The organism is Cognatilysobacter xinjiangensis (genome assembly GCF_014651995.1).
Classification (GTDB): domain Bacteria; phylum Pseudomonadota; class Gammaproteobacteria; order Xanthomonadales; family Xanthomonadaceae; genus Cognatilysobacter; species Cognatilysobacter xinjiangensis.
In genome coordinates, this window is the sequence record NZ_BMXY01000005.1 from 45,330 (window position 1) to 68,419 (window position 23,090).

The window sequence follows — 23,090 nt, forward strand, 5'->3', positions numbered from 1 at the left end:
GGCTCCCGGCGTCTCAGCCGCCGCTGGGTCTCACAGGCTGCGACGCCCCTGCGGCCCAATCCGCGCCTTCACGGGCGGAAGGGCGAACGATGGCGACGACGGGACGCGAGCTGGCGACACAGGGCGCGGCAAGCCGCATCGACCTCGAGGACGATGCGCCGTCCACCACGATGGCGCGCCGCCCGCGCGCGCTGCGCCGCGGCGACGGCGCGGGCCTGACCCAGGCCCTGGCCTCGCGCTATGCCGACCGCATCACCGGCCACTTCACACTGCCCGGCCGCGAGGGCGTCTACGCCGAGTTGCCCGCCGACCTGCCCGCCGCGCTCGCCGCCGCACTGAAATCGCGCGGTATAGAAAAGCTCTACAGCCACCAGGCGCAGGCCTGGGAGGCGACGCGTCGCGGCGAGCATGTCGTGGTGGTCACGCCGACGGCGTCGGGCAAGTCGCTCTGCTACACGCTGCCGGTGGTCACCGCGGCGATGGAGCGCGGCGCCAAGGCGCTCTACCTGTTCCCGACCAAGGCGCTCGCGCAGGACCAGGTCGCCGAGCTGCTGGATCTCTCGCGCGCCGGCGATCTCGGCCTCAAGGCCTTCACCTTCGACGGCGACACGCCGGGCGACGCGCGCCAGGCGATCCGCCTGCACGGCGACATCGTCGTCAGCAATCCCGACATGCTCCACCAGGGCATCCTGCCGCACCACACCAAGTGGGCGCAGTTCTTCGAGAACCTGCAGTACGTCGTCATCGACGAGGTGCATACCTACCGCGGCGTGTTCGGCTCGCATGTCACCAACGTGATCCGTCGCCTGAAGCGCATCTGCGCGTTCTACGGCGCCAGCCCGCAGTTCATCCTTTGCAGCGCGACCATCGGCAACCCGCAGCAGCATGCCGAAGCGCTGATCGAGCACGGCGTCACCGCGATTACCGAATCGGGCGCGCCCACCGGCGACAAGCACGTGCTGCTCTGGAACCCGCCGGTGGTGAACCCCGACCTCGGCCTGCGCGCGAGCGCGCGCTCGCAGAGCAACCGCATCGCCCGCCTCGCGATCAAGGCCGGCCTCAAGACGCTGGTGTTCGCGCAGACGCGGCTGATGGTCGAGGTGCTGACCAAGTACCTCAAGGACGTGTTCGACCACGATCCGCGCAAGCCGCCACGCATCCGTGCGTATCGCGGCGGTTACCTGCCGACCGAGCGGCGCGAGGTCGAGCGCTCGATGCGGGCCGGCAACATCGACGGCATCGTCAGCACCTCCGCGCTGGAGCTCGGCGTCGACATCGGTGCGCTGGACGTGGTGGTGCTCAACGGTTATCCGGGCTCGGTCGCCGGCACGTGGCAGCGCTTCGGCCGCGCGGGGCGTCGCCAGCAGCCGTCACTGGGCGTGCTCGTCGCCAACTCGCAGCCGCTCGACCAGTACGTCGTGCGCCACCCCGAGTTCTTCATCGACGCGACGCCGGAGCACGCGCGCATCGCGCCCGACCAGCCGCTGATCCTGTTCGACCACATCCGTTGCGCCGCCTTCGAGCTGCCGTTCGTGGCCGGCGAGAACTTCGGGCCGATCGAGCCGGAGCTCTACCTCGAAGCGCTCGCCGAGACCGAGGTGGTGCACCGCGAGGGCGATCGCTGGGAGTGGATCGCCGACAGTTATCCGGCGAACGCGGTGTCGCTGCGCAGCGTGGCCGACGGCAACTTCGTCGTCGTCGACCGCACCGACGGACGCCAGCAGATCATCGCCGAGGTCGACTATTCGGCGGCTGCGCTCACGCTGTACGAAGGCGCGATCCACATGGTGCAGTCGACGCCGTACCAGGTCGAACGCCTCGACTGGGAAGGCCGCAAGGCCTACGTCACGCGCACGTTCGTCGATTACTACACAGACTCCATCGACTACACCAAGCTCAAGGTGCTCGCCGAGTTCGACCGCGCGCCCGCGGGCGATGGCGATGCGCGCCACGGTGAGGTGCACGTGGTGCGGCGGGTCGCCGGCTACAAGAAGATCCGCTACTACACGCACGAAAACATCGGCTACGGCCCGGTGAACCTGCCCGACCAGGAGCTGCACACCACCGCCGCGTGGTGGCAGATCCCGCAGCCGCAGCTGCTGGCGTGGTTCGCGTCGCGTCAGGACGCGCTCGACGGCTTCCTCGGCGCGGGCTACGCGCTGCACGTCGTGGCGACGCTCGCGGTGATGGCCGACGCACGCGACCTGCAGAAGGCCATCGGCAATGGCGACGGCACCTGGTTCGCCACTGCCGACGCCAACGGCCGTGGCCAGGTGCGCGGCGTCGAAGGCCAGGAACTCGCGCCGTTCGAACTGCAGCAGTTCATGCCGACGATCTACCTGTACGACAACTTCCCCGGCGGCGTCGGCCTGTCCGAGCCGTTGTGGACGCGCCAGCGGGAACTGGTCGAGCGCGCGACGGAACTCGTCGAGCGCTGCGACTGCCGCGCCGGCTGCCCCGCCTGCGTCGGTCCGGTGCTGGCGGCGGACGAAGAACGAGAGGGCGCGACCTCACCGAAGGCGCTCGCGCGCCGCGTGCTGACGCTGCTGGCGAGGCCCAGCGACGCGATCGCGCTCGATGCCGCGCCGCGGGCGCTGGAGCGCGACGCATGACGCGCGCGTCGCGCCATGCAGGAAGCCGCACGCGATGACGCTGACGCTCGACAAGCTGCGCGCGCTCAAGCGCCAGGCCGGCGCGACCGACGTCCCCGCGCCCGCTGCGTCGCCGGTGCCGTCGGCGTTGCGCGAACCGACGAACGAAGCCGCGGCGCCGGTCGCGCCCTGGGAAGCGGTGCTCGGAGAGGCTGCATCGCGCGCGACCGCGAACGATGCCGCGCCGGACGCCGGCGTCGCGATGCCGCCTGCGCCCGCGTCGTCGGGCAAGCGCAGCGCCGACATCGACGCGCTGCGCCGCCTGCTCGGCCTGCGCGAACGTGCACCCTCGCCCCTGCCACGCGCGCGCGCCGTCGATCGCAGCCTGCCCGGCACCGAGATCGACGAAGGCCTGTGGCTGATCGAATCGCAGGTCGCGCATGCCGCGCCCGATGCGCCGCTGCCGCTCGAGTTCGCGCGTCGCGACGGTCACGTCGATGCCATGGACCTGCTGTTCTTCGACACCGAAACCACCGGCCTCGCCGGCGGCACCGGCACGCGCGCCTTCATGATCGGCGCAGCCGACTGGCACGACGGTGCGCTGCGCGTGCGCCAGCTCTACATCGCCAGCATGGCGGCCGAGCGCGCGATGCTGCGCGCGTTCGCCAGTTGGCTGTCGCCGTCCACCGTGCTCGCGAGCTACAACGGCCGCAGCTACGACGCACCGCTTCTGCGCACGCGTTATCGCCTGGCGCGGCTGAAGGATCCGCTCGACGGGCTCGACCATCTCGACCTGCTGCATCCGTCGCGACGCCGCTGGCGCGGGCGCTGGGAAAACTGCCGGCTGGCGACCATCGAGCGCGAGGCGCTGCGCATCCTGCGCGAGGACGACCTGCCGGGGTCGCAGGCACCGGCCGCGTGGCTTTCGTACCTGCGCGGTGGTGCATCGACCAATCTGCGCCGCGTCGCCGAGCACAACCGGCAGGACGTTGCGACGCTGTCCCAGCTGCTTTTGCGCCTCTGCCAATCGTCCGAATGAACGGGCCGAAGGCCTTGACATTCCGACGACAGCATGAAACGCAGCCTGAAGCTCCGCTGGTGTCGGGAGAGCCGGCATGCCCCTGCAAGGAACCGTCCGCGAAGGCGACTGGGTTCGACTCGTCGTCCCGGTGATCGTGCTGGTCGCCTCGGTGGCGGCCTGCAGCGCCATGGGCCCAGCCGATGCCGGCACCCCCACCGCCTGCCGGCCCGGCAATGCGGACCAGTGGATCGGCCGCGCGGCCAGCGCCGCGGTGGTCGAGCAGGCTCGCGTGGCCAGCGGCAGCCAGGACGTGCGCCTAGTGATGCCGGACGAAGCGACCGACGAAGTCGTGCGCAGCGATCGCCTCAGCCTCTATCTCGACGACGGCGCGCTGATCACCCGCACCACCTGCAGCTGAACCCGCGCGCCTCGCATTGACGCGGCATTCGTCGCCGGTAGGCAAGCTATCGCCTCCCCCGCTGCCGGAAGACCGCATGATCCGCGTGCTCAAAGCATCCGCCCTGCCGACCGCCCTCGTGTTCGCGCTCGCCGCCTGCACCGGTACGCCTGCCTCACCCGAGACGCCGCCTCCCATGACCGATCCGCAGCCGCCTGCCGCCGCGCAATGCAACGTCGAACCGGCGCGCGCGCTCGTCGGCAAGCAGGGTACGGCCGAGAACGTCGAGCAGGCGCGCCGCCTGTCCGGTGCCACCGTCGCGCGCGTGATCAAGCCCGGGATGATGGTGACGATGGAGTTCCGCGAGGACCGCCTGAACGTCGACCTCGACGAGGCCGGCGTGATCCGCAACGTGCGCTGCGGCTGAGCGCGCTTCTTCCGCTTCGATGACCCGCGCCGGCCTCAGGCCGGTGCGGGCGCCTGCAGTGCCGCGGGCACCGCGGTGACCGGACGCGTCGGCGCGCGGGTGCGGCGACGCGGGCGCGCCGCGGTGGCGTCCTTGCGCGTGGCGCGGCTGCGCGACTTCTCCACCCGCAACGCGCGTCGCGACGCACGACTCGCGCGTGCGGCCTCGCGGCGTGCATCGCGCAGGAAGCGCAGCGCCGCGAGCTCCCAGCCGCGGCCGTTGCGCGCACCGGCGGTCAGCCGCGCGAGCCGTCCGTTGCGCCAGCCGAGGAACACCGCCGGGTCGATGTAGGCCTTGCGGCAGACGCTCGGCGTATTGCCGAGCAGGTCGGACACGTCGGACACCACCTGCTTCTCGATCGACGCGAGCTCGCGCTCGCTGACGTCGGCCGGCGGCTCGATCGCGGCGAAGCGCTCGATCGCGGCCAAGGTGCCGCCCCAAGTGCGGAAGTCCTTCGCGGTGAAGGCCTCGCCCATCGCGTCGCGCAGGTACTCGTTGACCTGCGCCGAGCCCACCGCATGCACTTCGCCGTCGTCGCCCGTGTACTGGAACAGCGACTGCCCGGGCAACTGCTGGCAACCCTTCACCAGCTTCACCAGCTGCGCGTCGTCGAGCACGATCTCGTGGTCGAGCCCCGACTTGCCGCGGAACATGAACTTCGCGCGGCCACCGCGCAGGAAGCCGACGTGGCGGTTGCGCAGCGTGGTCAGGCCGAACGAGCGGTTGCTGCGCGCATAGCAGTCGTTGCCGATGCGGATCAGCGTGCGCGCCATCACCGACACCACGATCGCGAGCACCTTGTCGCGCGGATAGCCGGGCAGCGCGAGGTCCTTCGACAACCGCCTGCGCAGCTTCGGCAGCGCCTCGCCGAAGGCCACGATGCGCTCGAACTTGCCGTCGCCGCGCACGCTCGCCCATTCCGGGTGGTAGCGGTACTGCTTGCGGCCGCGCGCGTCGCGGCCGGTGGCCTGCAGGTGGCCGTCGGGATCGGGGCAGATCCACACGTCGGTATAGGCCGGCGGGATTGCCAGCGCGCGGATGCGCGCGAGCGTGGCCTCGTCGCCGATCTCGCGGCCATCCACGCCGACATAGGTGAAGCCGTCGCCCTTCTTCCGGCGGCGGATGCCGGGCTCGACGTCGCTGACGTAGACCAGCCCGGCCTGGCGTGCGGCGAGCACGCCGTCGGGCATCGATGCGGGAACGCTCATGACGGCCGAGCATCGGCGCGTGCTCGTCAAGGGCGCGACAACCGCGCCGACGCGTTCAGGCGGTGGCAGGCTCCACCGTCGCGGCGCGGCGCGAATGGCGCACGGCGAGGAACCAGGCGCAGGCCAGCACCATCGCCGCGAGGAAGAACGCGGCGCCAGGCATGTACACCGGCGCGCGCTTGCCGATGAAGAAGCCGAACGTGCTCGCGTACATCATCGGCGCGACGATGCCGGTCAGGCTGACCAGGCTCATGATCGCGCCCTGCAGGCGACCCTGCGCGTCCGCGCCGACTTCGCGCGTCATCAACGCCTGCGCCGCCGGCTGCGACACCGCCCACAATGCGCTGATCGGCAGGCCGACGTAGAACAGCCAGGGCGACGCGGCGAAGCCGTAGATCGCGAAGCCGACCACGCCGCAGGCCAGCCCGAAGCTCAATGCCCGTTGCTCGCCGAGGCGCTTGATGATCCGCCCCACCAGCCCCGCGTTGACGATCACGCTCAGCACGCCGACCACCGCGAGCACGTAGCTCACGCCGGTGGGGCCCCAGCCGTAGCGCACGTCGCCATACAGCACGAACGTGCTCTGGTAGACGTAGTGCGTCGACGTGGCCAGCAGCATCACCACGATGAGGTCGGCGATCTGCGGATAGCGGCGCACCAGCGCGACCGAGGCCAGCGGCTTGGCCTGCGACCAGTCGAAACGCGGTGCGCGCTTTTCCGGCGGCAGCGATTCGGGCAACACGAACAGGCCGTAGGCGAAATTGGTCAGCGCGAGCACCGCCGCGCCCCAGAACGGCAGGCGCAGGTCGATGCCGCCGAGCAGCCCGCCCACCAGCGGGCCGACGATGAAGCCCAGGCCGAAGGCCGCGCCGATCATGCCGAAGGCCTTGCCGCGGCCTTCCGGCGGCGTCACGTCGGCGATGTAGGCATTCGCGGTGGAGAAGCTCGCCGAGGTGATCGCCGAGATGATGCGCCCGACCATCAGCCAGGCCAGCGTGGGCGCGAGCGCCATGAACACGAAGTCCAGACCGAGGCCCAGGCAGGACAGCAGGATCACCGGGCGGCGGCCGAAGCGGTCGGACAATGCGCCCTGGATCGGCGAGGACAGGAACTGCACGCCCGCGAACACCATGCCGAACAGCCCGACCCAGTACGCGGCGTGCTCGATGTCTCCGCCTTCAAGTTGCTGCACCAGATGCGGCAGCACGGGGATGATCAGGCCGAACGACAGCACGTCGATCAGCACGGTGATGAAGATGAAGACGAGCGCGGCGCGGCGCGCGGGCGACGGTTGGGCGTCCACGGGGCTTCGGGATTCCGGGGTGGCGCGCAGTCTAGCGCCGCGGCGCGGCGGCCGCGCGCGCCGTCAGTCGCGCTGCGGCTTCGGCACCGCGGCCGCCACCGTGCCCGGCGGGCTCGGCAGTTCCTGCGCCGTCTCCGGCTGCAGTTCGCGGCGCTCGCGCCAGTTGCGCGGCAGCCGGTTGTGGATCTTGGTCGCCGCGATCGCGGCATGCCCGACCGCCACCGCGATCTGGTTGAGCGCGCTCACCACGTCGCCGACCGCATATACGCCGTCGACGCTGGTCTGCTGGTCCTCGCCGACCACGATCTCGCCGCATTCGTCGAGCTCGGCGCCCAGCTGCAGCGCGAGATCGTTGTTGGGCGTGCTGCCCAACGTCGGATAGAGCGTGTCGTAGCGCTGCTCGCGGCCGTCGTCGAACTGGGCGACGGTCTTGCCGCCGTCGAAGGCGAGATGCGCGGGCGTGGGCAGCACGTCGATGCCGGCGGTTTTCGCGTCCTCGACCGCAGCGGCCGCCTCGACGTCGTCGCTGGCGATCAGCGTGACGTCATCGGAGAAGGTGCGCAGGAACAGCGCATGGCCGACGGTGCTTTCCAGCGGGCCGTACACGGCGACACGGCAGTCGCTCGCCTCGTAGCCGTCGCACACGGGGCACAAGCGGACGGCGCCGGCGGCGATGCCCTCCTCGAGGCCGTCCAGCGGCGGCATCACGTCGACGATGCCGGTGGCGAGGATCACGTAGCGCGTGCGCCAGCGCCGGCCGTCGGCGGCGATCGCTTCGAACACGTCGCCGTCCCGGCGCAGCTGCGCGATGCAGCCGTCCTCGATGTCCGCGCCATAGCCCACCGCCTGCTCGCGCTGCTGCTGCAGCAGCGTGCTGCCGTGGATGCCACGCGGGAAACCGGGGCAGTTGTGGCTGGTCGGGATCCAGCGCGCGCGGCTCTTGCCGGCGTCCACCACCAGGATGCGGCGGTGGTAGCGCACCAGGTAGGTCGCGGCGGTGAGCCCGCCGGGGCCGGCGCCGACGATGAGGCAGTCGAGGATGCCGTCATCCTGCGTCGTCACGCGCGCTCCAGAAGGCGCAGGCCGAAGCGGTCGGCGGGCGCGTTCCAGCGGCGCGTCACGCGCAGGCCCGCGCGCGCGGCGATCGCGTCGAAATAGTCGTCGGTGTACTTGTGCGAGATTTCGACGTGGATCGGCTCGCCCGCGTCGAACACGAACACGCGGCCATCGATGCGCACGAGCTGCGCGCGCCGGCTGACAATAGACGTCTCGATGCGGCTGTTCGCCGCCGACCAGCGCGCGCGATGCACGAAGCCGTCCAGGTCGAAGTCCGCGCCGAGTTCGCGGTTGAGCCGTGCGAGCAGGTTCAGGGTGAACTCGGCGGTGACGCCGGCAGCGTCGTTGTACGCGGCCTCCATGTCCGCGACGTCCTTGACGAGGTCGAGGCCGAGCAGTGCCATGCCGCCCTCGCCCATCGTCTCGCACATCGCACGCAGCAGCTCGACCGACTGCGCCTCGTCGAAGTTGCCGAGCGTGGAGCCGGGGAAGAACAGCAGCGTGCGGGCGGCGGGCATCCACGCGCGCGGCACCGGCACCGGGCGGGTGAAGTCGGCGCAGACCGGCAGCATCTGCACATCGGGAAACGCCTCGGCCAGGCGGGCGGTGGCGTCGAGCAGCATCTCGCGCGAGATCTCCACCGGCGTGTAGGCGACGGGCGCATCGAGCCCATCCAGCAGCAGCTGCGTCTTGCGCGCGCTGCCGCTCCCGAGCTCGACCACGTGGGCTTCCGCGCCGACCGCCGCGCGAATCGACGGCATCGCCTGCTGCAGCAACGCGATCTCGGTGCGGGTGAGGTCGTATTCGGGCTGTCGCGTGATCGCCTCGAACAGCTGCGAGCCGCGCTCGTCGTAGAAGTATTTCGACGAGAGCGTCTTCGGCGAGGCCGACAGCCCGGCGATCACGTCGCTGCGCAGGTCGTCGGGCGTCGGGCGGAGGTCGAGCAGTGCCGGCGTTGCGTGCGCCGTGCGCGGAAGGCAGTGCAGAAGCGTCATGCGAGGTCCTTCGCCAGGCGCAGGCCGGCGAACTGCCAGCGCGCCTCGGGCGGGAAGAAGTTGCGGTAGGAGGCGCGAAGGTGGTCGTGCGGGCTGGCGCAGCTGCCGCCGCGCAGCACCTGCTGTCCGACCATGAACTTGCCGTTGTATTCGCCCAGCGCGCCGTCGAGCGGGCGGAAGCCCGGATACGGCAGGAACGCGCTGGAGGTCCATTCCCAGACGTCGCCGAACAGCTGGCGCAGGCCGTCGCGTGCGTCGCCGACAGGCTGCAGGCGGCCGGCGTCGACGAAGTTGCCGTCCACCGCCACGCCCTGCGCCGCGCGCTCCCATTCGAACTCGGTGGGCAGGCGCGCGCCGGCCCAGCGCGCGAATGCATCGGCCTCGTAGTAGCTGAGCTGCGCGACCGGCGCCTCGCGATCGATCGCGCGCACGCCGCCGAGGGTGAAGTGACGCTCCTCGTCCAACCAGTAGAGCGGGCGCTTCCAGCCCTTGGCGCGCACGCGGTTCCAGCCCGGGCTGAGCCAGAGCGTCGGTTCGCGATAGCCGCCGTCGTGGATGAAGTCCAGGTACTCGCCACAGGTGACCGGGCGCGTGGCCAGCGCGAACGCACCGACCAGTACGCGATGGCGCGGCGATTCCAGGTCGAAGGCGAACGCGTCCGCCCCGGGCCAGCGCGGGGCGCCGATGTCGACGATGGCCTCGTCGAAACGCATCCAGTCGAGCGGGCCGGCCGCGGCCGTCGATGACGGCAGGTCGTCGCGGTAGGCCGGGCGCAGCGGATTGCAGGACAAGGCATGCAGCAGGTCGGTAAGGATCAGCTCCTGGTGCTGCTGCTCGTGCTGCAGGCCGAGCTCGACGCGCCGGCACAGCGCCGCGTCGAGTTCGCCGTGGGCGAACGCGTCGTGCAGCCCGGCATCCACGCGGGCGCGGTAGTCGAGCACCTCGGTGAGCGACGGCCGCGACAGCACGCCGCGCATCGGCCGCGAATGCTGCGGGCCGACGCTCTGGTAGTAGCTGTTGAACAGCACCTGCCAGTCCGCATTGACGGGCCGGTAGCCCGGCAGCGCGCAGAGGACGAAGGTCTCGAAGAACCACGTGGTATGCGCGAGGTGCCACTTGGTCGGGCTCGCGTCGGGCATGGACTGCACCATCGCGTCCTCGGCCGAAACCGGCGCGGCGAGCTCGACCGTGCGCTCGCGCACCGCGGCGAACCGCGCTGGAAGGCGGGCGTCGAGGCACGGCGTGGCGCCCTGCATCGCGGCAGGCGGAGTGTCGATCACGGATCCCATGCCGGCAGCCTACGGAGCGGCCGCGACGGACGGGTGACGGCGGCGCGACCGGCCGTGGCACTACAGTGGCGCGATGCCGATCCCCGCCGACGTCCGCGACGCCTTCCTGCTGCCCGAAGGCGCGATCTACCTCGACACCGCCTCCAATGCGCCGCGCACGCGCGCCGTGCACGCGGCCTTGCTGCGCGCCTGGGACGAGGGCATCGCGCCGTGGCGGCTGTCTGTCGCCGACTGGGAGGCGCAGATCGAGCGCGTGCGCGGGCTGGCCTCGCGGCTGTTCCACGTCGACGGCGGCGAGGACGCCGATTCGATCGCACTCGTGCCGTCGGTCGCGCATGCGATGTCCGCGGTGGCGGCCGGCTGGCCGCTGGCGGCCGGCGACGTCGTCGGCATCGTCAACGGCGAATTCCCGTCGGCGCTGCTGCCCTGGCAGGCGCGCTGCGCGGCGGTCGGCGCGCGCATGCACGCCGTGCCGCGCGAGGCCGGCGCGGCGGGTTTCGTCGCGTTGATCGAACGTGCGCCACCGGCGTTGCTGGTGCTCTCGCAGGCGCACTGGCGCGACGGCCGCCTGCTCGACCTCGACCGCGTCGCGATGGCCGCGCGCGAGGCCGGCGTGCCGATCGTTCTCGACCTCAGCCAGAGCCTTGGCGTATTGCCCTGCGACGTCGAACGCTGGCGGCCCGCGTTCGCGATGAGCGTGGGCTACAAGTGGCTGCTCGGGCACAAGGGGCTGTGCGTTCTTTACGCGGCGCCGGAATGGCGCGGGCGCATCGCGCCGCTCGAGCAGCACTGGCAGGGTCGCGCGCCGGCGCAGCCGTGGCGGTTCGACGTCGATGCGCCGCCGCCCTACCGCGCCGGCGCGCGTCGTTTCGACGGCGGCGAGATCGCCGACCCGTTGCGACTCGCGATCGCCGAAGCGGGCCTCGCGCAGGTGGTGGAGTGGACGCCGGCGGCCATCGCCGAGCATCTCGGTGCGCTGCTCGCACGCTTGCATGCGCGGCTGGATGCGGCGGGCATCGGCGACTGGTGCGTGTCGCCCTCGTCGCCGCACCTGCTCGGCATCGCGCCGCCGCCCGCGCGCGCGGCGGCACTGCGCGCATCGCTCGACGCCGCGGGCGTGGCATGCATCCATCGCGACGGCGTGTTCCGGCTCGCGCCGCACCTGCACGTCGACGAGGTGGACATCGACCGCGTCGCCCACGCGATCATCGCCGCGCGCTGATTACTTCATCCGCGGCGAATCGAGGCCCGCGTCGGCCTCGTCTTGCCCGTGCTGCAGCTGGCGCACACGCGTCGCTACCGCACGCGCGACGTTGCGCGCCTCCTCCAGCATCGCTTCGTCGCGATCGAGCGCGCGATGGCTGGTCGCGTAGGGCTCGTAATAGCCGATGTAGCGATCGACCTGCGAGGCGGCGCCGGCATCGACCAGCCCCATCGATCCCAGCCAGTCGGCGAGCGCATGGCGCACGCCCTTTGTGCCCTCGGCGTCGCCATGCACGACGAGGCCGTATGCGCGGCCGGCGAGGTGCTTCGGATAGTCCCAGCCGTCGAGTTCGAGCTGCTTGGCGAGCTCGGGCTGCTTGCCCTGCGTGCGCGTGGGATCGGGATTGCCGCCATCGGCGCAGACCATGCGGTCGACCATCAGCTTGAGCACGCTCGGCATCTGGTTCCAGTGCACCGGCGTGACGATCACCACGCCGTGCGCGGCCATCCACAGCTTGTAGATGTCGCCCATCCAGTCCGGCGCCTGCGCCATCGCGTGGTTGGGATAGCACGAGCACGGCCAGTGGCAGAGCGGCATCGCGGTGGACACGCAGGCCTTGCACGGGAAGATGCGCTTGCCGTATTCGGACGTGAGCTGGTTGAGCTCCAGCACGTCGTGCTCGAAGCCTTCGGCCACCACCGCCTCGCGCGCGGCTTCCAGCAGGCGCCAGGTCTTGGACGACTCGCCCGGGCAGGTGTGCTCGCTGCGCGGCGAGGCGCAGATCAGCAGGATGCGCCGCGGCGTGGTGGACTCGCGCTGGCGGCGCCCGATCTCGAGCAATGCATCCCGCATGGCGCGCCATTCGCTGGAGAGGTCGTAGTCGGGATCGGCGAACTCGAGCCCCGCCTTCTCGGTGCGCGGCGCCTTACGGTACTGGTCGTAGCCGTCCCAGGCGATGGCTTCCATGCGCGCGAACGCGGCGGGGTCGGCCTCGAACGCAGGGTCGTGGTACATCGCGCGAAAGCGCTCGGCGAAGGCTTCGCGCGAGAGCTGCTCGTAGTTCTGCAGGCGGCGCACGTCACGTGCGGCTTCGCCGGCGTCCGGCACGTTCCTGCGCTGGGACTGGGGCAGATCGCTCATCGGTCGCTCCGGTTCGGGGCGACAGTCGACACGGCGACGGGTGAAAGCCGGGTGCGCGGCGCGTGGCCGCGCGGGCTCAGCGCTGCGGCAGGCCGCTGCGGATGAACTGCAGGAACTCGCCGCGGGTGCGCGCGTCCTCGCGGAACGCACCGAGCATGGTCGAGGTGGTCATCGACACGCCGCGCTTGTGCACGCCGCGCGTGGTCATGCACTCGTGCGAGGCCTCGACCACCACCGCGACGCCGCGCGGCTGCAGCACGCGGTCGATCACCTCGGCGATCTGCGCGGTCATCTTCTCCTGCACCTGGAAGCGGCGCGCGAAGCTCTCGACCACGCGCGCGAGCTTGCTGATGCCCACCACCTTGCCGTTGGGCAGGTAGCCCACGTGCGCGCGGCCGATGATCGGCGCCATGTGGTGCTCGCAATGGCTTTCGAAATCGATGTCGCGCAGCACGATCATCTCGTCGTAGCCGGCGACTTCCTCGAACGTGCGTTCGAGATAGGTCTTGGGACAGGTGGCATAGCCGGCGAACCAGTCGCCATAGGCATCGACGACGCGACGTGGCGTGTCCAGCAGGCCCTCGCGCGCGGGATCCTCGCCGGCCCAGCGCAGCAGCGTGCGCACCGCGGCTTCCGCTTCCTCGCGGCTGGGCTTGTCGATGTCGGCCATTGGGATTCCTGCGTCGTTGAACGCGCGCATCGTAACGCAGGCGGGCCCGGTCATTGGCCGCGTCGCGGCGACGCGGCGTGCCGCCGGCCTGCATCGCCACAAAAAAAGGAGGCCGGTTTCCCGGCCTCCGGTGCTGCGGGTAGCAGTCGCAGCGGTTGAGCGTGACGCGGCCCGACCGACGAGGTATCGGGCGGCGGGTGCTACGGGGTGAAGCTCATGGATGCGCGCCTGGCGGCGCCACTCAGCGTCCGGCCCGCCGCAGCGCGGCGGGCGCGTCGATGGTCTGCGCCGCAGTGCGGCGCAAGCAGACCATCAACGCCCGTCCCGATCCGCATCGCCCGGGATCGCGCGCTCGATGTGGTGCCAGCCGTCGCGCACGGCGCCGCGCGCCTCGCCCCAGGCCAGGCGCGAGTTGCCGCGCGTCGTATCCCAGTTGCGCTCCAGCTCGGGCTCGACGCTGTCGAAGTCGCGGCCGCGATAGGTGCCGTAGGTTTCGTAACCGTACTTGTAGGCCGGCTGGTAGTCGTTCCAGTCGCGCGAGCTGTCGTAGTACGACGCCGTCGTGTAGCTCTTCTTGAAGTGGTCTTCGTATTCGGTCGGGTTGACCGCCTCGGCGATCGAGTCGCCGGCCTTCGCGCCGATCACGCCGCCGGCCACGGCACCGACGAGGCTGCCGACCGGGCCGGCCGCCGAGCCGATCGCGGCACCCGTGACAGCGCCTGCAACCGCGCCGGTGCCTTCGCCGATGCTGTGGTCCTTCTTGACGTCGCTCATGGTGGACTCCGTTGTTCTTGGTGGGGAACCGGCAACCGGCCGGCGGCGGTGACCCGACTCTGGGCACCGGCCGGTACAACGGAAGTGAAGGCGCGACGCGATTCGGGAAACGGTCGCTTAACGCGACGAGCCCGCGATGCCGCGCGCGATCAGGCGCCGAGGCGATGCGCGAGGCCCGACACACGGCGCGCATGGCGCGGCACCGCCCATGCGATCGCGTCCGCGGGGCCGAGCACGTGCAGCTCGCTGCGCGCACGCGTGAGGCCGGTGTAGAGCAGCTCGCGCGACAGCACGCGCGCGTCGACCGCCGGCAGTTGCAGCCACACGCAGTCGAACTCGGAGCCCTGCGCCTTGTGCACCGTCATCGCGAACGCACCGGTGTGCGCGGGCAAGGCGCCCGGATGGAAGGCACGCATGCCGTCGCTACCGTCGAACCAGGCGATGGGCGCGCCATCGACGTCGCGCAGGCAGATGCCGACATCGCCATTGAACAGCCCGTGGCGCGCGCTGTTCTCGGTGATCATCAGCAGCCGCCCGTGGAAGTACGGCTCGCGCTGCGCGCCCGCGAGCGCGGCCTCGATGCGCGCATTGAGCTGGACGGCGCCCTGCGGCCCATCGCGCAGGGCGGTCAGCAATCGCGAGCGGTTGACCAGATCGAGCGCCTCGCGCGGCTCGCTGCAGCCGATCAGCCGACGCCACGGCGCGAGCAGGCGCTCGCGCGTGGCTGGCGCGAGTGGATCGAGCGCGCCTTCGTGGAACTGCACGCCGCCGCTGCCGGCGCGCAGGCCGTCCAGCGCGGCCGCGGCATCGCCGCGGCGCACCGCATCGGCGACCGGCTCGAGCACCAGCGCATCGGTCTGGCGATAGCCGCGGTCGAGATGCACGCGCCGTCCGGCCAGCGGCGCCGCGGGCGACGGCGTGGCGTCCGAGGCATCGGCGAGCGCGGCGAGCACGTCGCCCGCCTCCACCGACGGCAGCTGGTCGCGATCGCCGAGCAGTAGGAGGCGCGCGCCGACGGGCAGCGCTTCGACGAGCTTGCACATCAGCGGCAGGTCGACCATCGAGGCCTCGTCGACCACGAGCACGTCGAGCTTCAGCGGATGCCTGGCATCGAAACGTGCGTTCGGCCGGCCGGGCACCAGGCCGAGCAGGCGATGCAGCGTGCTGGCCTCGGCGGGCAATGCATCGCAGAGCGCGCCGTCGATGCCGCCGTCGCGCAGCTGCTGCGCGATGCGACGCACACTGCCGGCCATGCGGTCGGCCGCGCGCCCCGTCGGCGCGGCGAGCGCGATGCGCGGCGCGGCCTGCCCAAGCGCGCGCGCCTGCGCGGCAAGCAGCACGAGCACGCGCGCGATCGTCGTGGTCTTGCCGGTGCCCGGGCCGCCGGTCACCAGCATCAGCGGCGTGTCCAGCGCACGGCGTGCGGCCCGCGCCTGCGCGGCGCCGGCGTCGCGCTGCGGGAACAGGCGCGCATGCAGCGCATCGACGTCGGCATGCACCGCGGGCAATTCATTCGCGCAGAGCCGCGCGAGCGCCGCGGCGAGCCGGCGCTCGTACTCGCGATAGCGGCGCAGGTAGAGACGGTCGTCCTCGAACACCAGCGGCGCGGCCTCGTCGCTGGCAGCGTCGCGTTCGGGTCGCGCGATCCAGCTGCAGGCCGCGATCGAGTCGCGCCAGTCCGCGGCGTCGGGCCAGTCCAGCGGCGCCTCGACGAGCGAGGGGGCTCCGTCCAGATCGAACGCTGCATGGCCCTGCGCGACCGCATAGGACGCGAGCGCGGCGGCGACCAGCACCGGTTCGGCGACGGTCCCGTCGATGCGCTGCAGCGCATGCGCGAGCGCGAGGTCGATCGGGCGCACCGCGCCGCTGCGTTGCAGGCCGTCGAGCAGGCTCATGCGCCACCTCCGAACAGTCGATCGAGCGCATCGACCAGCGCCACCGGCAGGCGATCGGCATGGATGCCGGGCGAGGCGGCGCGGCGCGCGTCGACGCCACGGCAGAACACGTAGCGCACGCCGCCGATGTGGCGCTCGTAGTCGTAGTCGGCGCCGAGGCGGAAGCGCAGCCAGCGGTGCAACGCGAGCGTGTAGATCGCCGCCTGCAGCGTGTACTCGCCTTCGTGCATCGCGCGCAGCAGCGTGGCCGGGCCGTAATCGGGCAGGCGGTTGGTCTTGTAATCCAGGATGTAATGGCGCCCGTCGTGCGCGTAGACGAGGTCGATCTTGCCGGTCATCAGGCCGTCGAGCGTGCGGCGCGTGCCGAAGCCCTCGCGCCCGCCGAGCAGGCCGTGCGCCTGCACCGTCGACAGCAGCGCATCGACGCCGACCTTGTCGAGCGCGAAGTGGAATTCCATCTCGGCGCGACGAGCGCCGTCCGGCACGTCGCACAGCCGCACGCCCTCGGGCTGCGCGGCGGTGAGCGTGTGGCCGACCAGCGACGCGAGCAACGGCAGGCCGTCGTCGATGTCGGCCTGCGAGTACGCGTTGGCGCGGAATGCGTCGATCAGCGCGTCCTGCTGCCCGGGCGGCGGCGGGCCGTCGCGCCAGTCGCGCCAGGCCGCGAAGTCGACGTTCTCCAGCGCGCCGTGCACCACGTCGCCGAAGCGCGTGCCGCCGTAGCGCGGATCGTCGGCCGCGGCGACGCGCAGCTCGGTGGCGAGGTCGAGCGGCTCGCCCGGCACCAGCGGTTCGTCGCCGGCCTCCTCGCGCTCGCCGCGCGGCAGCAGCGCCTCCACGCCGCCGCTGCCCAGGCGCGCGAGTGCGCTGAACGAATAGACCGACCAGTCGCGCGCGAGCGTGCGCTGCGCATGTCGCGCACGTGGCGGCTGCGCCGGCGGCGCGGTGCGCAGCGGCGGCAGGTCCAGCGTGCCGGGCGCGCGGTCGTCGACCACGATCTCCCCCGCAAGCGCGGCAATGTCACCGAGCATCGCGGTCAGCGGCGCATGCTTCTGCCCGTACAGCGGCCCCGCGCACAGCCACAGCGCGTGCTCGGCGCGGGTCAGCGCGACGTAGAGCAGCCGCGCTTCCTCGGCGTCCTCCTCGCGCCGGTGCGCGGCCTTGCAGGCGTCGTCGGGCTGCAGGTGCAGCACGCGGCCGTCCTCGCCATCGACCATGCACCAGCGCGGGGTCTTCGGCGTGCCGCCGATGCCGGCGAAGGGCAGGAACACGAACGGGAATTCGAGGCCCTTGCTCTTGTGCACGGTGAGGATCTGCACGCGCCGCGCGTCGGATTCCAGCCGCAACTGCTGCTCGGGATCGCGATCGTCGGCGCCGGCGATGCGCGTGCGCAGCCAGTCGACGAGTGCCTGCGGCCCGAGCGCGCGCTGCGCGGCTTCCTGCAGCGCCTCGCCCAGTTGCATGAAGTCCGACAGCCTGCGCTCGCCGTCGACCAGTTCGAGAAGACGCGGCGCGGCCTGCGCGCAGAGCTCGTTGACCAGCGCGAGCGGCCCGGCGCGCAGCCAGCGCTCGCGCCAGCCGATCGCGCGACCGAGCTCGCGCGCGCGCGCCACGTCGTCGCGCCCCAATGCCTCGATGCGCGTCGCATCGAAACCGACCAGCACGGTGGCGAGCGCGGCATTGAGGCGCGGCAGGTCGCCGGGCGCGAGCAGCGCCTCGAAGATCGCCAGCAGCTCCATCGCCTGCTCGGTGGCGAACAGGCTCTGCCGGCCGGCGGCGACCGCGGGAATGCCGAGCGCGGCGAGCGCGCGCTGGATGCGCAGCGCCTCGTCGTGCTTGCGCACCAGCACCGCGATGTCGCCGGGCTCGACCGCGCGTGCATCGATCGTCAGCCGGCCCGCGGCGGCGAGCGCCAGCGTTTCGTGGATGGCTTCGGCGCAGGCCAGCGTGGCGCGCTGGCGCGAGCTCTCCGCATCGAATTCCTTGACCTCGGCGGGCGCCGACAGCCGACGCACGGTGAGCGCGGGCGCGGGCACGCTGTCGCGCAGGCAGGCGCCGTCGTCGCGGCGGCCGCCCGGCGCGACGGGAAGAAAGCGGATGCGTCCATCGACGAACGCGCCCTCGCCCGCCGTCGCGTAAAGCTGCTCGACCGCGCGCAGCACGCAGGGCCGCGAGCGGAAGTTGCGCAGCAGCGCCGGCGCGGGCTGCGCGACCTCCCGCGCGCGCAGGTAGGTGTGCACGTCGCCGCCGCGGAAGCGGTAGATCGCCTGCTTCGGATCGCCGATCAGCGCGAGGAACGGCGCTGGCCGCACATCGTCGTCGAGCGGCAGCAGTGCGCTGCCGTCGTCGTCGGCGAACACGCGGCGGAAGATCGACCACTGCCGCGCATCGGTGTCCTGGAATTCGTCGACCAGCGCGGCGTGGTAGCGGCGTCGCAGCGCAGCCAGCAGTGCGCGGCCATGCGCGCCATCGAGCGCATCGGCGACGCCGTCGATGAGGTCGTCGAAGCCGCGCACGCGACGCTGGCGCTTGATCTGCGCGAGCCGCCGCGCGGCCTGCGCACGCACACGGTGCAGCAGCGCGATCCTGCGCGACTGCAGCCATGCGGCGTGTCGCTCGCATTGCTCCAGATACGCACCGACCGCGTCGAACAGCGGCGACCGCGGGCACTGCGCGAGCTTGCCCTTGTTGACGCAGGCCTCGAGCTTGGCCGTCGACAGCAGCGCGAGCTTGTCGTGCGGCGAGGACTGCAGCGCATCGCGACGGCAGGCATCGTCGAGCGCGGCGTAGACGTCGGCGAGCGTGGGCGTCCTGTAGCTGGTCGCGCTCAGCACCTTGCCCGCGAGCGCATTGGCGATCGCGTCGCGCACCTCGTCGCCATGCGCGAGCCAGGCCACGCGCAGGGCTTCGGCGGCGGGGCGCAGGTCCGGCCGCAGCGTATCGTCCGCAGGCGGCGACGGCAGCAGCGACGGCGCCTGCAGCAACGTGCCGAGATCGGCCGCAAGATCTTCGGGCGTCTTCCACAGCGATGCGAGCAATTCGGCATCGGACGCGTCGGCGGCGAACGCACGCCACAAGTCATGCGCGACGCTCTCGCGCAGCTCGCGGTCGTCGCCCAGCATGCCGCCGGCATGGAAGGGCTCGCCGGTTTCCAGCGCGTGTTCGGCGAGCACGCGCGCGCAGAAACCGTGGATGGTGTGCACCGATGCGCCGTCGAGTTCGCGCGCGGCCTGCTGCAGGCGAAAGCGCAGCGCGACCGGGTCCTCGACGCGCTGCTGGCGTTCGACCAGGCGACGGCACAGTTCGACCTCGCCCGCGTCCTCGCCCGGCAGCACCAGCCCGGCGGCGACGCGCGCGGTGAGCTGCAGGCGGCGGCGCAGGCGCTCGCGCAATTCCTGCGTGGCCGCTTCGGTGAAGGTGACGGCGAGGATCTGCCCGACGCGCAGGCCGCGCTCGACGACGAGGCGGGTGACGATCGTCGCCAGCGTGAATGTCTTGCCGGTGCCCGCGCTCGCCTCGATCAGGCGCACGCCGGTGAGCGGCATGGTCAGGAACGCATCGGTCTCGTCGGCGGGCGCGGTCATCGGCGGTGGCAATTCGACGATGCTCATGCGTCGATCTCCGCGCGCGCATGCAGCACCGCGTCGAACACGCGGCGAGCGAGCGTCTGGAACTGTTCGGCGGCGTCCTCGCGCGCGAACGGATCGCGGCCGCGCAGCGTGAGCCGTGCCGACGGCGTGCCGCCCTCGGCCCAGATGCGCAGGCCGAGCCAGCGATCGCGCGCGGCGCGCCAGGCGCGATCGTCCTGGCCGTCGTACCAGGCCCAGCCGGCGTAGGCGCCGAACGGCAGCGGCTCGGCGAAACCGTCGGCACGCAGGGCGAGCAGCGTCGACAGCGCCGCACGGGCCTGCGCGGGCGACACCGGCGCGCGCTCGATCAGCTCGATGCGGCCTTCGCGCGGCACGAACTGCACCAGCGGCAACGCGCGGCCGAGCGCACAGGCCACCAGCCAGTCGAGCCCGTGGGAGATCTGCGTCGGGCCGTTGAGCTCGTCGAAGCGACGCCGTGCAAGGCCGCGCGCATGCACGTCGCGCAGGCGCCCGTGCAGCAGCGTGTCGCCGAGTTCCAGCTCGAAGCCCAATTCCTCGGCTTCGCCGTCGCGCCAGCCGGTGAAGAGCTCGGCGAACGGGCGCACTTGCTCGATGACGTCATCCAGCACGCCCAGCCCGTATACGCCGCCGGGCAGCATGCCCTGCGCGCGCAGGCGGCGCGGGAGCTGCTGCGTGCGACCGGTGACCTGTGCATCGAACACGGCCTCGCGCAGGCGGTCGGCGGCGCGCGGCTCGAGCACCAGCGGCTCGACGTCGATCACCGGTGCGCCGGGCTCGGGCAGCCGCAGTTGCAGGCGCTGACGCAGGAAGGCGTCGGGCGGGCTGCGCAGGAATGCGGCGAGCTCGCGCAGCGCGACTTCGCGCGCCGGCGGATCCGGCGGCGGCAGCGGTGTGGTTACCCACGGCGGCGTCTCGCGGCGGCGCAGCGGATTGACCCGCGCGGCGGCCTGCCATTCTTCGCGATAGCTGAAGCGGCGCGGCTCGATGCCGTCGCCGTCGGCGCCGAAGGCTTCGGCGCAGAACGGCTGCAGCGGGTGCCGCACGACCAGCCGCCGGCGCGCGCCGGCCGGATCGGCGTGGTAGCTCGATGCGACATCGAGCAACTCGTTGACCAGCACCGACGGCTCGCGCGCGCTGCCGTCGCGCGGATCGGCGCCGAGGTAGCTCAGGTAGAAGACGTCGTTCGCGGAGGCGAGCAGTTGCAGGAACATGAAGCGGTCGTCGTCGCGCAGCGAGCGGTCGCCGCGACGGCGATGCGGGCCGTCGAGTTCGCGCACCAGCTGGTCGATGCCGCCGCCCGGATCGCAGCGCGGGAACTCACAGTCGTTGAGGCCGAGGATGCAGATCGCGCGGAACGGCAGCAGGCGCATCGGCACCATGCGGCCGAAGCTCACGCCGCCGCTGAGCAGCGACGCGCGCGTGTCCGGCTCGGCGAGGCGCGCGTCGAAATGCGCACGCACCACCTCGGGTTCGAGCGGCAGCGTGAGCTGCGCGCGGCGCGCGTCCTCGGCGAAGTCGTCGATGAGCGTGCGCAGGCGCGCGAGCGCGCGCTCGTCGGCGGCGTCGCGCGGGCGCTCGGGAAACAGCGCGGCGAGCAGGCCCAGCAGGCGCTCGCGCCATTGCTCCGCGCCCATCGCGTTCGACAGCACACGCTCGTAACGCGTGAGCACGCGCAGCAGGCCGATCAGCGTATCGAGCGCGGCGAGATCGCCGCCTTCCAGGTCCGGCCAGCCGGCGACGTCGCCGATCAGCGCGTCCGAACCGGTGGCATGGCCGATCAGCAGGCGATCGAGCGCGAACTGCCAGGTGTGGATCGCATCGTCCGGCGCGCCGTGGCGCGCGCGATGGCCGCCGTCGAGGCCCCAGCAGGCGCCAGCGTCCTCCAGCCATTCGCGCAGGCGGTCGAGCGCGGCGGGTTCCAGCCCGGCGTGCTGCGCGATCGCGGGCGTGGCCAGCAGGTCGAGCACCTCGTTGAGGCCGAGGCGCGAAATCGGCAGCGCGAGCAGGCGCGAGAACACCTCGGCCAGCGGCTCGCTGGCGAGCGGGCTGGTGTCGGCCAGCGTGTAGGGAATGAAGTCAGTGCGGCCGCGTACGCCACCGAACACCGCCTCGATGTACGGCACGTACGGATCGATGTCGGGCGAGAGCACGGCGATCTCGCGCGGCTGCAGCGGCGGATCGAAGGCCTCGCTCTCCAGCAGCGCACGCAGCTGGTCGTGCAGCACCTGCACCTCGCGAAGGCGGGTGTGGCAGGCGTGCACCTGCAGGCTCGCGTCGCTGCGGTCGAGCGTCTCGCGCCACGGCGTCGCGGGCGGCGGGCGGCGATGCAGCAGGTCGCGCTTGAGGCGCTGCAGCAGCGTTTCCGCCGCTTCGTCGAAGCCGCGCTGCTCGGGATCGTCGTAGACGCCGAGCTCGAAGGAGGGATGCACGGTCTCGTAGCCGCCGAGCACGGCCATGAAGTCGCGGCCCGATGCGCCCCAGGCCTGCAGCAGCGGGTTGTCCTCGACGTCGAGCATGTCGCCGAACGCGGCGGCTTCGCCGAGCTCGAGCCGATGCGGCAGCGTGCGCACGTCGCCCCAGTACGCGGCCACCGGCGAAGGCAGGTAGAAGTGCAGCGGGCCGACGCGCGCAGCGCTCGCGATCACCCGCAGCGTGTCGGGCGAGACGTTGAGCGTGGCGAACACGAACAGCCGCGCCGGCATGCCGGCAGGCACGCCGTCGGCCTCGGCGCCGAAGCGGTCGAGGTAGTGCTGGATGCGGCGCGCGCGGTGCGGGCGGTCGCTCCCCAGCCGCCGCCACAGCGCGGCCTGCGGATCGCGCGGCGACTGGCCCGCGTCCCAGGCCAGCATCCAGTCGCGGCGCCAGGCCTGATAGCGGTCGAAGGTGGCGGCGAGCTCGCCGGCCAGCGACCACGCCTTGAGCGCGTCGTACTCGTCGGTGCCCGCGGACAGGTACGTGCGCAGCGGCCGCAGCGCCGGATCGCGCATCGCGCGCTCGTCGGCCAGCAGCGCGTACAGGCGCCAGCGCATCGCCTCGAAGTCGAGGTCGTCGGCGGCGCCATCGACGTTCGCGTCCAGCACGCGCGCGACGAATTCGCCGGGGGTCAGGAACTCGATGTTGGCGGCGATGCCGTGCGCCTGCGCCAGCGTGGCCTGCAGCCAGCGGCGCATCGAGGGCTGCGGGATCAGCACGAGGTCCGGCGCCAGCAGGGCCTGCCCGGCCGCCGGCCTCCGGAGTTCCTCGGCCATCAGCCCGGCGAGGATTTCCAGCGAATTCGAGTGGTACAGGCGGAAATCGGGGGCCGCGGCCATGGGCGCCATCTTGCCGCAGGATGTCGCAGCCGGTGAGATACGGGACTCACACGGCACCGAGACTGCGCGCTCGCGTCGCGAACGGCGACGAAGGTGCAGGCATTTCCCATCGTGCCGAGACGGCGCGGACGAACGACGCACCCGCTGCCCGCAACGCCC

General features: G+C 72.0%; 16 protein-coding genes. 5 read left to right on the top strand and 11 right to left on the bottom strand.

The features are described 5' to 3' along the window. Positions 1-170 precede the first annotated feature (170 nt). From IE066_RS13910 to IE066_RS13925, 4 genes are all read left to right on the top strand, one after another. Positions 171-2,612 (top strand): DEAD/DEAH box helicase, encoded by a 2,442-nt coding sequence (locus IE066_RS13910; RefSeq protein WP_189451187.1) that lies wholly within the window; start codon positions 171-173, stop codon positions 2,610-2,612. A gap of 34 nt (positions 2,613-2,646) precedes the next feature. Continuing rightward, the gene (locus IE066_RS13915) at positions 2,647-3,630 is read left to right on the top strand and encodes a ribonuclease H-like domain-containing protein (RefSeq protein WP_189450986.1); all 984 of its coding nucleotides are present in this window, start codon (positions 2,647-2,649) and stop codon (positions 3,628-3,630) included. A 76-nt stretch (positions 3,631-3,706) separates the two neighbouring features. Next, the gene (locus tag IE066_RS13920; RefSeq protein WP_189450988.1) at positions 3,707-4,030 is read left to right on the top strand and encodes a hypothetical protein; all 324 of its coding nucleotides are present in this window, start codon (positions 3,707-3,709) and stop codon (positions 4,028-4,030) included. 76 nt (positions 4,031-4,106) lie between these two features. After that, entirely contained in the window at positions 4,107-4,436 is a 330-nt protein-coding gene (locus IE066_RS13925; RefSeq protein WP_189450990.1) for an I78 family peptidase inhibitor, read from the top strand. Positions 4,437-4,471: 35 nt separating this feature from the next. Here IE066_RS13925 and IE066_RS13930 read toward each other — a convergent pair whose 3' ends face one another. From IE066_RS13930 to egtB, 5 genes are read right to left on the bottom strand one after another with little or no spacing between them, the layout of a single operon-like run. Then, entirely contained in the window at positions 4,472-5,683 is a 1,212-nt protein-coding gene (locus IE066_RS13930; protein ID WP_189450992.1) for a DNA topoisomerase IB, read from the bottom strand. A 55-nt stretch (positions 5,684-5,738) separates the two neighbouring features. Next, complete coding sequence (locus IE066_RS13935; RefSeq protein ID WP_189451188.1) at positions 5,739-7,016, bottom strand: TCR/Tet family MFS transporter; 1,278 nt, start codon at positions 7,014-7,016, stop codon at positions 5,739-5,741. 33 nt (positions 7,017-7,049) lie between these two features. Continuing rightward, the gene (locus tag IE066_RS13940) at positions 7,050-8,048 is read right to left on the bottom strand and encodes an NAD(P)/FAD-dependent oxidoreductase (RefSeq protein ID WP_229790830.1); all 999 of its coding nucleotides are present in this window, start codon (positions 8,046-8,048) and stop codon (positions 7,050-7,052) included. Further along, complete coding sequence (gene egtD, locus IE066_RS13945) at positions 8,045-9,037, bottom strand: L-histidine N(alpha)-methyltransferase (protein ID WP_189450994.1); 993 nt, start codon at positions 9,035-9,037, stop codon at positions 8,045-8,047. The genes IE066_RS13940 and egtD overlap by 4 nt, the downstream gene beginning before the upstream one ends. Beyond that, positions 9,034-10,314 carry an ergothioneine biosynthesis protein EgtB gene (egtB, locus tag IE066_RS13950; protein ID WP_229790840.1) on the bottom strand — a complete coding sequence of 427 codons (1,281 nt, stop codon included), beginning with the start codon at positions 10,312-10,314 and terminating at the stop codon, positions 9,034-9,036. The genes egtD and egtB overlap by 4 nt, the downstream gene beginning before the upstream one ends. Positions 10,315-10,399: 85 nt before the next feature. On the opposite strand from egtB, the gene IE066_RS13955 reads away from it, so the two are divergent. Next, the gene (locus tag IE066_RS13955; protein WP_189450998.1) at positions 10,400-11,548 is read left to right on the top strand and encodes an aminotransferase class V-fold PLP-dependent enzyme; all 1,149 of its coding nucleotides are present in this window, start codon (positions 10,400-10,402) and stop codon (positions 11,546-11,548) included. Here the strand turns inward: IE066_RS13955 and IE066_RS13960 are convergent, their stop codons facing one another. From IE066_RS13960 to recC, 6 genes are all read right to left on the bottom strand, one after another. Continuing rightward, positions 11,549-12,670: a flavodoxin family protein gene (locus tag IE066_RS13960; RefSeq protein WP_189451000.1), complete on the bottom strand. Its 1,122-nt coding sequence runs from the start codon at positions 12,668-12,670 to the stop codon at positions 11,549-11,551. A 76-nt stretch (positions 12,671-12,746) separates the two neighbouring features. Next, positions 12,747-13,340, bottom strand: coding sequence for a GTP cyclohydrolase I FolE (gene folE, locus IE066_RS13965; RefSeq protein ID WP_189451015.1), 594 nt, complete (start codon positions 13,338-13,340; stop codon positions 12,747-12,749). Positions 13,341-13,652: 312 nt separating this feature from the next. Continuing rightward, a complete protein-coding gene (locus IE066_RS13970) occupies positions 13,653-14,114 on the bottom strand; it encodes a glycine zipper domain-containing protein (protein ID WP_189451017.1) in 462 nt (153 codons plus the stop codon). Between the two features lie 149 nt (positions 14,115-14,263). Then, entirely contained in the window at positions 14,264-16,009 is a 1,746-nt protein-coding gene (gene recD / locus IE066_RS13975) for an exodeoxyribonuclease V subunit alpha (RefSeq protein ID WP_189451019.1), read from the bottom strand. Continuing rightward, positions 16,006-19,620 carry a UvrD-helicase domain-containing protein gene (locus IE066_RS13980; RefSeq protein WP_229790831.1) on the bottom strand — a complete coding sequence of 1,205 codons (3,615 nt, stop codon included), beginning with the start codon at positions 19,618-19,620 and terminating at the stop codon, positions 16,006-16,008. Before IE066_RS13980 ends, recD begins: the two co-directional genes overlap by 4 nt. Continuing rightward, the gene (gene recC / locus IE066_RS13985) at positions 19,617-22,931 is read right to left on the bottom strand and encodes an exodeoxyribonuclease V subunit gamma (protein ID WP_189451021.1); all 3,315 of its coding nucleotides are present in this window, start codon (positions 22,929-22,931) and stop codon (positions 19,617-19,619) included. The genes IE066_RS13980 and recC overlap by 4 nt, the downstream gene beginning before the upstream one ends. Positions 22,932-23,090 lie beyond the last annotated feature (159 nt).

Excerpts from the sequence above, each read along its gene's own strand:
- folE (WP_189451015.1), bottom strand. The coding sequence starts at position 13,340 with ATGGCCGACATCGACAAGCCCAGCCGCGAGGAAGCGGAAGCCGCGGTG.
- recC (WP_189451021.1), bottom strand. The coding sequence starts at position 22,931 with ATGGCCGCGGCCCCCGATTTCCGCCTGTACCACTCGAATTCGCTGGAA.
- IE066_RS13960 (WP_189451000.1), bottom strand. The coding sequence starts at position 12,670 with ATGAGCGATCTGCCCCAGTCCCAGCGCAGGAACGTGCCGGACGCCGGC.
- egtD (WP_189450994.1), bottom strand. The coding sequence starts at position 9,037 with ATGACGCTTCTGCACTGCCTTCCGCGCACGGCGCACGCAACGCCGGCA.
- IE066_RS13980 (WP_229790831.1), bottom strand. The coding sequence starts at position 19,620 with ATGAGCATCGTCGAATTGCCACCGCCGATGACCGCGCCCGCCGACGAG.
- IE066_RS13920 (WP_189450988.1), top strand. The coding sequence starts at position 3,707 with ATGCCCCTGCAAGGAACCGTCCGCGAAGGCGACTGGGTTCGACTCGTC.
- IE066_RS13925 (WP_189450990.1), top strand. The coding sequence starts at position 4,107 with ATGATCCGCGTGCTCAAAGCATCCGCCCTGCCGACCGCCCTCGTGTTC.
- IE066_RS13910 (WP_189451187.1), top strand. The coding sequence starts at position 171 with ATGGCGCGCCGCCCGCGCGCGCTGCGCCGCGGCGACGGCGCGGGCCTG.
- IE066_RS13970 (WP_189451017.1), bottom strand. The coding sequence starts at position 14,114 with ATGAGCGACGTCAAGAAGGACCACAGCATCGGCGAAGGCACCGGCGCG.
- recD (WP_189451019.1), bottom strand. The coding sequence starts at position 16,009 with ATGAGCCTGCTCGACGGCCTGCAACGCAGCGGCGCGGTGCGCCCGATC.
- IE066_RS13915 (WP_189450986.1), top strand. The coding sequence starts at position 2,647 with ATGACGCTGACGCTCGACAAGCTGCGCGCGCTCAAGCGCCAGGCCGGC.
- IE066_RS13930 (WP_189450992.1), bottom strand. The coding sequence starts at position 5,683 with ATGAGCGTTCCCGCATCGATGCCCGACGGCGTGCTCGCCGCACGCCAG.
- IE066_RS13955 (WP_189450998.1), top strand. The coding sequence starts at position 10,400 with ATGCCGATCCCCGCCGACGTCCGCGACGCCTTCCTGCTGCCCGAAGGC.